An 8,381-nucleotide genomic window follows, 5' to 3' on the forward strand; every position below is an offset into this window, starting at 1 on the left:
TGGTAGCTTGATACAACTTAAAAAAACAAACATTCACATTCAACAAATAGCAATTAATTGTATGGATATAAAAAAAGTATTAATGCATAGCGCATCAATTGATCATTATTTACTGAAAAAATAAACATTAATAATGCGTAACAATAACCTCTTTGCCTATCGCCTATATTCATTATTCTAACATCCTATCATCCATCAAAATTACAGAATAGAAGTAGTAACAGTAATACAAACAAAAACACACAACGCCAAAAATAGGCAGAGTCATACATTACCACTCTTGTATCACAATTAATGAAATTCAACACTCGTTTCAATGCTTGCTTTTATGTTTGATACAAAAATTATATAAACTTAACAAGTATGTATCATGTGCAACATAAATATCTAATGTAGATTATCGTATACAAATTTTATGATTAACTAATGATGTTACAGCAAAAAACTCAAAAAATGAGTGCTACTACGCTACTACACTATGTTATATTTTATAATTACTAAAAATTCAATAATCCTTTTTGCTTTAATTAATTTACAGTAGATAGTACCCGTACTACATAAAAAAACGGATCTTACACATTTGACCATTGATCTCATAACAAATGTATTACGCGTAAACATTGAAGTTGATATAGTTACTAATAAGCATCAGTGCTCCTCAACACACTTCGTATTACAAAGTTGTAGTGCTAGGATGAGGAATCGTACTTTCGGATTCTGTTGTGTGCAATCACAAACTGGACACACTAAAATACATAAAAAAACTTAATGTGTTAACGCTATTGAAAAATTATACATCAAATTGTAGCGGCAGTAATTAACAGTGCACGTATTATAAATACGATGACAATACGGACTAGTTAATTAGTATAAAGAAGTTATTAAACAAATATAGCACCACTAGAAGGTTATTAGTCATAATAATTATTGAATACAGGTGGAAAAAATAAAAAAACCACCTGTCTTATAAGAAATAATAATCTGAATGAATATGATCAAAAAACATGGCCTACATCTAACATGTAAAAACACAAGAGGGAAACTTGTCGTATAAAAATAATAAAAACCCGCACGCAACAAACAAAATCATGTAACACTAATAGTAGGAGGAAATAAGATCGATTATCACAAGTTACTCATTTCTTTTCCTTTTACGTCCTCTTCTCTGCGCACTACCCTGGAGTGAGGAAGACAACCCTCCTCTACCACCTCTCGTAGACCTGTTTGATTCACTGGCAGGCACTGGTACAGGTAGCAAATCTCGATTAAGCAATGCTGGCAATCTCACTGCAGCATACTCACCAGCAACAGCATCGGTAGCAGCAGATACTAGCGGAACATTAACATCCGCAGGTACAAAAAAGGAAGGTCCAGCAATGCCAATACTACTTATGGATACAGAAGAGGAGGAAGGTCCAGCAACATCATTAGTTGTAGATACCTCAAAAGGCTCCTTAAATTGCATAATATTCTTATGTTCGTGAAAATAACTAGAAGAACTACTACTAGCTGCCGTGGAAGGTTCTCCAATAGCAGCAACAGAAACAGAAGAAGGGGCAGTAATAGGCACTCTTATCTGCTCAGATGAGGACGCAGAAGTTGGTTCACCTACTAAAACTCCCGGCTCAGAAACAATAACTTCCGCGGTTAATCCAAATTTTCTAGTCAACACAGGTGACTCCGGAGAGGAAGAGGAAACATCAGCATCTAATCCTGATTCAGATGGAGATGAAGATAAACATGAAGATGAAGATGAAGATGAAGGCTCAATAGAAGGTGAATGGGGAGGTAAAATTAACTCACCTTCTGGACACCTCAATGCAGAAACAACACCAACAACTGCGGACAACTCTCCAGCTAATGCTGTCGGCATAAAAGCAGAGGAAATATCAGCAGCTACCACCGACTCAGATGGAGGTAAAGATAAAGGTGCAGGTGCAAGTAATTCATCTTCTAAAACTCCCAAATCAGAAGCAGCACCTTCCGCGGTCGATACTAAGACACCATCACTAATATTAGAAAAATACTCGCCAGAAACATTTGGTGCAGCAACAGGATCAGTAATAAGAGGCAAAGAAGACCCAGCATCACCTTCAGGTAATGCTACAAAAGTAGAAACAGTGTCAGCAACAGGTACATTACCAGGTTGATCCTTATAAGAAGAAAACAATTTAACAAATTTAGGAGAATGTAGTTCAGAATCATACTCTAATGGCAACAAAGATCCCAATTGAGTCTCATACTGAGATTGAGGCTCAGACTCAGAAGTAGATGGAGATAAAGATAAGGGTGCAAATGAAACCGAAGGCGGAGATGAAGGCGCAGGAGACAATTCACCTACTAAAGCTCCAAAATCAGAATAATTCGAGGGAGGCTCATCAGGAGTAGAAACAGCAACAATATCAGATAAATTAGCAGGTTGCTCTCTATAAGAAAGCGATTTAACAAATCTAGAAGAAGATTGATCATACTCCCCCTCCAATAGCAACACAGATCTCAACTGTATAGCAGGTTGATCTCTACAAGAAAGCAATTTAACAAATCTAGGAGAAGGATGATCATACTTCTCCTCCAATAGCAATAAAGATCTTGACTGTGTCTCAGATTGAGGATATGGATTAGGTAATGATTCAGATTGAGATGATAATTCAGGCCGAAGTTGCGTAGGAGAGATAACCAGGGAATGAGTAAGCGCAGCAGTACTACTTGCTGACTCCGTACCCTCCGCACATTTACTACTACCTTCTGATGTCTTACTTTTACTTATCACACGTCTTTGAGGAACAGTACCAACAGGAGACAAAGAAGATCCAGGATGGGAAGATAATTCGTGCTGCAACTTAAGTCGTGGAATAGAGACGACCAAACGACGAGTAAGCTCAATAGCACTACTTCCTGAATCCGTGCCCTCCACACATTTACTACTACCTCCTGATGTCTTGCTTTCAGTTATCACACGTCTTTGAGGAACAGTACCAACAGGAGACAAAGAAGATTCAGGCTGAGAAGATAATTCATGCTGAAACTTAAGTCGTGGAATAGAGACGACCAAACGACGAGTAAGATCAATAGCACGACTTCCTGACCCCGTCGTACCCTCAGAACATTTACTACTATCCCCTGATATCTTGCTTTCACTTATCACACGTGTTTGTGGAACAGACCCGGTAATAGAAGGCAAAGAAGATTTAGTACCATCAGGTGATACTACAACACCACCTCCTGAAGAAGCAGCATCACTCGTAACATTAATACCACTTCCTGATGCTCTGCTTTTACTTATCACACGTATAATACGTACTTGTGAAACAGTCTCAGTAACGATAGGCGAAGAAGACCCAGCATTATCAGGAGATACTGCAACAATACCACTTCCTGAAGCAGTACCCTCACCTGTAGTAGCCTTATCACCACTTCCTGATGCTTTGCTTTTACTTATCACACGTATAATACGTACTTGTGGAGCGGTTTCAGTAACAATAGGCGAAGAAGACCCAGCATTATCAGGAGATACTGCAACAATACCACTTCCCGAAACAGTACCCTCACCTGTAGTAACCTTATCACCACTTCCTGATGCTTTGCTTTTACTTATCACACGTATCACACGTATTTGTGGAACAGAACCGGCAATGGGAGGCAAAGAAGATACAGTACCACCAGGAGATACTACAACAACATCACTTCCTGGTGTTTTGCTTTTACTCATTACACGTATCACACGTGTTTGTGGAATAGATTCAGTAACAATAGGCAAAGAAGATACAGTACCTTCAGGTAACGAATCAGGTTCAGGTTGAGATGGCAATTCAGAATGAAGTTGCAAACTGGAAGAAGAACTCATAGGATCAGCGGTAACACCTCCTGAAGTCGTACCCTTATCTGCAGTTTTATTGCCACTTTCTGATATCTTACCTTTATCTGTTGTACGTATCCGTCTTTTTGAATCTGAAAGAGCCGCTCTTGATAACTTCCCCTTAGCCTTACATCTTTTTGAATCTGAAAGTGCTACTACCTTACCTTCATCTGTTGTACGCATCCGTCTTTTTAAATCTGAAAGAGCTGCTCTTGATAACTTCCCTTTTAGCTTATACCTTTTTGAATCTGAAAGCGCTACTACAGGAACACCAGCAACATCGAGAACATTAATAACATCCTCACAACGAACACCACTCAATGATCCATCTTCTAGTTCAGCAAAAACGTCTCTAGCTACTTTATCCCACCTAGATTTAAATATATACTTCACTCTCACGGTAACAGCACAATCTATTTTCGACAAAAAACCTAATAAACTACCTCCACTTAATGGAACTGGCTTACAATCAGAGGAACTTGATAGTACTCTAATATAAGGAAGTGCACGTATAAAATCAGGACGGTACTTGTAATGGTATATACACAGACACCTAGCTATAAAACTAGATAGATGCAATTCTCTATACATCCTGCACCAAATAGCTAGCCCAACCCTAGAGAGCCCACTATTCATAGCCGTTAAGAGGTAATTATCCATAGAACAAGAATAAGACATGCGCGCAGATTCACAAACATCATGAAATAGCCTGGAAATTAGTTCATCACTATCAGGGTGCAACTTAAAGCCCAGCAAATCTACATATAGAATGGGCGACACCTCCCCAACAGTAGCACAAACAATTCCTGTATCGGAGTGAGTAGAAACATGAGCAGGAACACCACTGCCACTCGCGTATCTTCCTTCTGTAGTAGAAGCAGAAGAAGATCCATCTCCTGGTGCTTTACATTTACCAACATCTTTACTATTTGTCTTTGTTCTGGAATATCGTGCTTTCAAACACAATATTGAAGACGATGCTATCAAGGGAATACCAGCAGTGTCGAGAACAGCGATAAAATCTTCACAACTAACAGCATCCAAAGACTCCCCTTCTAGAGAACCATAAATGCCACCAAATACTTCACCCCAAATGGAGCCAAAAATACGCCCCGCCCTACCACGAATAGTGGAATCTAGTCTCGATAAAAAACTCAGCAACCTATCCCCAGTTAACATCTCTACACCACCGCCAGGAGAGTCGGACAATACTTTAATGTTAGGAAGAGAACGTATGAAACCAGGCATATGCTTGCCATAGTACTTAAAAAAACATCTGTGCACGAAATTAGCCCTACACAGTACCTTATAAGTATTAAGCCAAATAATTCGCTCGGTATTCGTAAGTTTATCACTCACGCTTGGTGGAAGTTGTTCGCTTAACCTATTCTTGTAAGGAATCCCGGCCAGTCTATCAGCTTTCGAAAGAAGACCGCCGATTATTTTAGCACTATAAGGATGTAACTTAACTTCCAGTAAATCACAAACATCCTGATTAGTAATAATGGCTGGAGCAGAAACAACGTCACCAGATCTGGAGGTAGAAGCTTTGCCTATATCATCACAAGTACTCAACCCACCAACTACAGTGGTGGTTGAAGTAGTAACAGTAGAAGCCTCAACTTGCTGCAAACCAACACTAGAAACATCACTCTGTACAACGCACCCTTTACCATCACCATCACTCTCTGAAGGATCACTAAAAGTAGCAGCGCTACCAGTCACAGGTACAGGATACATAACAAACCCTCTGTTTATTGCTATTATTATTCATTTATTATTTTTACTATCAACTCACACACCAACATTGCATAAAAGCTACAGAAGAGAAATGGGTACAGTCCCTCAAAGGAACGCACAAAACACCACAAACAGGATCAAAAGCAAAGCACCATCACCATTATATACAAATACAAGACGGCACTCACATACAAAATTATACAAAAAGTGGCAATTCACACGCACAAAGCGAAGATATAAAACACTACTGACCTGACGTGCCATCTTGTATATAACTTAAAATAATATTTGTACCAAGCAAATAACAACTAATTATACAAACGCAACATTAATATATAATGAATTAATTACTAATTATTTAACCTAATAACCGTGCATTAATAATTTAACAACCTATCATCAACCAATCAATCACACATTAAAATTACAGGGTAGGAGTAGTAACAGTCATGCAACCAAAAGCACACAACCCCAAGGGTAGGCAGGGTCATACATCACTTCTTGTATCATAATTAACGAAATAGCCAGATAAATTTAAATAACATATACAAGTACCTACATAATAATAGAAATTAATCGACATTCGCTTCAATGCTTTTATATTTGATACAAAAAATTATATAAACTTAACAAGTATTTGTCATGTGCAACATAAATATCTAGTACAGATTACAGATTCTTGTATACAAATTTTATGACTGATTAATACTATTCCAGCAAAAAACACAAAAATTAAGAAACGAGTGCTACTACATGTACGGTATCAGACTATATTTTATAATTAACCAAAAATTCAATGGTTCTTTTTGTTTTAATTAATTTACAGTAGATAGCATTAGTAATCCTTAATAAAAAAACAAATATTGCATACTTAGCTATCGATAGCATGCAAATGTACCGTGCATAAATAAAAAAACACAAGAGCGGAGTTTATACGTATAAAAATAAGAACTAGCTCACAACAAATAAAATCATGTGAAGCAATAGTAGGAGGAAATAAGATCAATTATCACAAATTACTCATTTCTTTTCCTTTTACGTCCTCTTCTCTGCACACCACCCTGAAGTGAGGAGGATGACCCACCTCTGCCACCTCTCATATCCGCAGACACAGGAGAAGAGGAAGAAGGTCCAGCAACAACACTATCACCAGTAGATTCCTCTAAATGTCCCATAACTAATTGCGTGACAAAAGGGGAGTAAACATCTTCACATAGTTTTGGTGCAGATCTTGATTCAGACGAAGATGACCCATCTTCTAAAACCCTCAAATTGGAAGCATCACCTTCCAGAGTCGAAACTGAACCATGAGTACTAATACTCGAAAAACACTCGCCAAACAAAGATCCCAATTGCATTTCATACTGATATTTATACCCAGTATCAGCCTCAGAAGTAGATTGAGATAATGGTGCAAATAAAATCGAAGGCGGAGATAAATCCACAGGAGATAATTCACCTACTAAAGCTCCAAAATCAGAAGCATCACCTTCCAGAGCCGAGACCGAACCATGAGCACTAATACTCGAAAAACACTCGCCAGACAAAGGTACCAATTGCATCTCATACTGATATTGAGGTTCAGGGCGAGAATCAGGCTCAAGCTCCGAAATAGATGGAGATAATGGTGCAAACAAAATCGAAGGTGGAGATAAATCCACAGGAGATAATTCACCTACTAAAGCTCCAAAATCAGAAGAATAATTCGAAGGAGGCTCATCAGAAGTAGAAACAGCAACAATATCAGATAAATTAGCAGGTTGATCTCTATAAGAAAGCAATTTAACAAATCTACGAGAAGACTGATCATGTTTCTCATCAAATAGCAACAAAGATCTTAAATGTGTCTCAAGCTGTGTCTCAGATTGAGGACATGGATTAGGCAATGATTCAGGATCAGATAAATTAGTAGGTTGATCTCTACAAGAGAGCAATTTAACAAATCTACGAGAAGACTGATCATGTTTCTCATCAAATAGCAACAAAGATCTTAACTGTGTCTCAGATTGAGGACATGGATTAGGCAATGATTCAGGTTGAGATAATAATTCAGACCGAAGTTGCGCAGGAGAAATAACCGGGGAATGAGTAAGAGCAGCCGTTCCACTCACTGACTCCATACCCTCCACACATTTACTACTACCTTCTGATGTCTTGCTTTCACTTATCAAACATCCTTGAGTAACAGTCTCAGTAGGAGAATACGAAGAAGACCTAGTACCTTCAGGTAATGAATCAGGTTCAGGTTGATATAATAACTCAGACTGAAGCTGCAAACTGGAAGAAGAACACACAAAATCTGTGGCGTCACTTACTAAAGTCGTAACACCACTTGCAACTTTACCACTGCCATTTCCTGATACCTTACTTTTACCTGTCTTAGGTTGTATTTTGGGATATGAAAATGCCACTACGGGAATACCAGCAATATTGAGGACACTAATAACATCTTCATAACTAACATCACTAAATGATCCACCTTCTAGTTGAGAAAAAACTTTACCAGCTTCTACATCCCACCGAGATTTAAATACAGACTCCACTACATTAAAAGCAGCACAATCTAGTTTCGACAAAAAATCTAATAAAACACCTCCACTTAATGGAACTGGCTTACAATCAGAGGAACTTGATAATACTCTAACATTAGGAAGTGTACGTACAAAATCAGGACGGTACTTGTAATGGTAGATACACATACACTTGGCTATAAAACTAGATAGATGCAATTCTCTGTAGATCCTACACCAAATAGCTCTCCCAATCGTGGAAAGTTCACCATTCA

General features: G+C 38.2%; 2 protein-coding genes. Both read right to left on the reverse strand.

The annotated features are described in order from the left end of the window. Positions 1-1,132: 1,132 nt before the first annotated feature. Complete coding sequence (locus A6733_RS00070; RefSeq protein ID WP_092460193.1) at positions 1,133-5,596, reverse strand: hypothetical protein; 4,464 nt, start codon at positions 5,594-5,596, stop codon at positions 1,133-1,135. 1,016 nt (positions 5,597-6,612) lie between these two features. Continuing rightward, on the reverse strand, positions 6,613-8,381 hold a 1,769-nt coding region (locus tag A6733_RS08575), incomplete at its 5' end, for a hypothetical protein (RefSeq protein WP_176696718.1).

The sequence above is a fragment of the Candidatus Ichthyocystis sparus genome, assembly GCF_900078745.1.
In the GTDB taxonomy this organism is placed as follows: domain Bacteria; phylum Pseudomonadota; class Gammaproteobacteria; order Burkholderiales; family 2013Ark19i; genus Ichthyocystis; species Ichthyocystis sparus.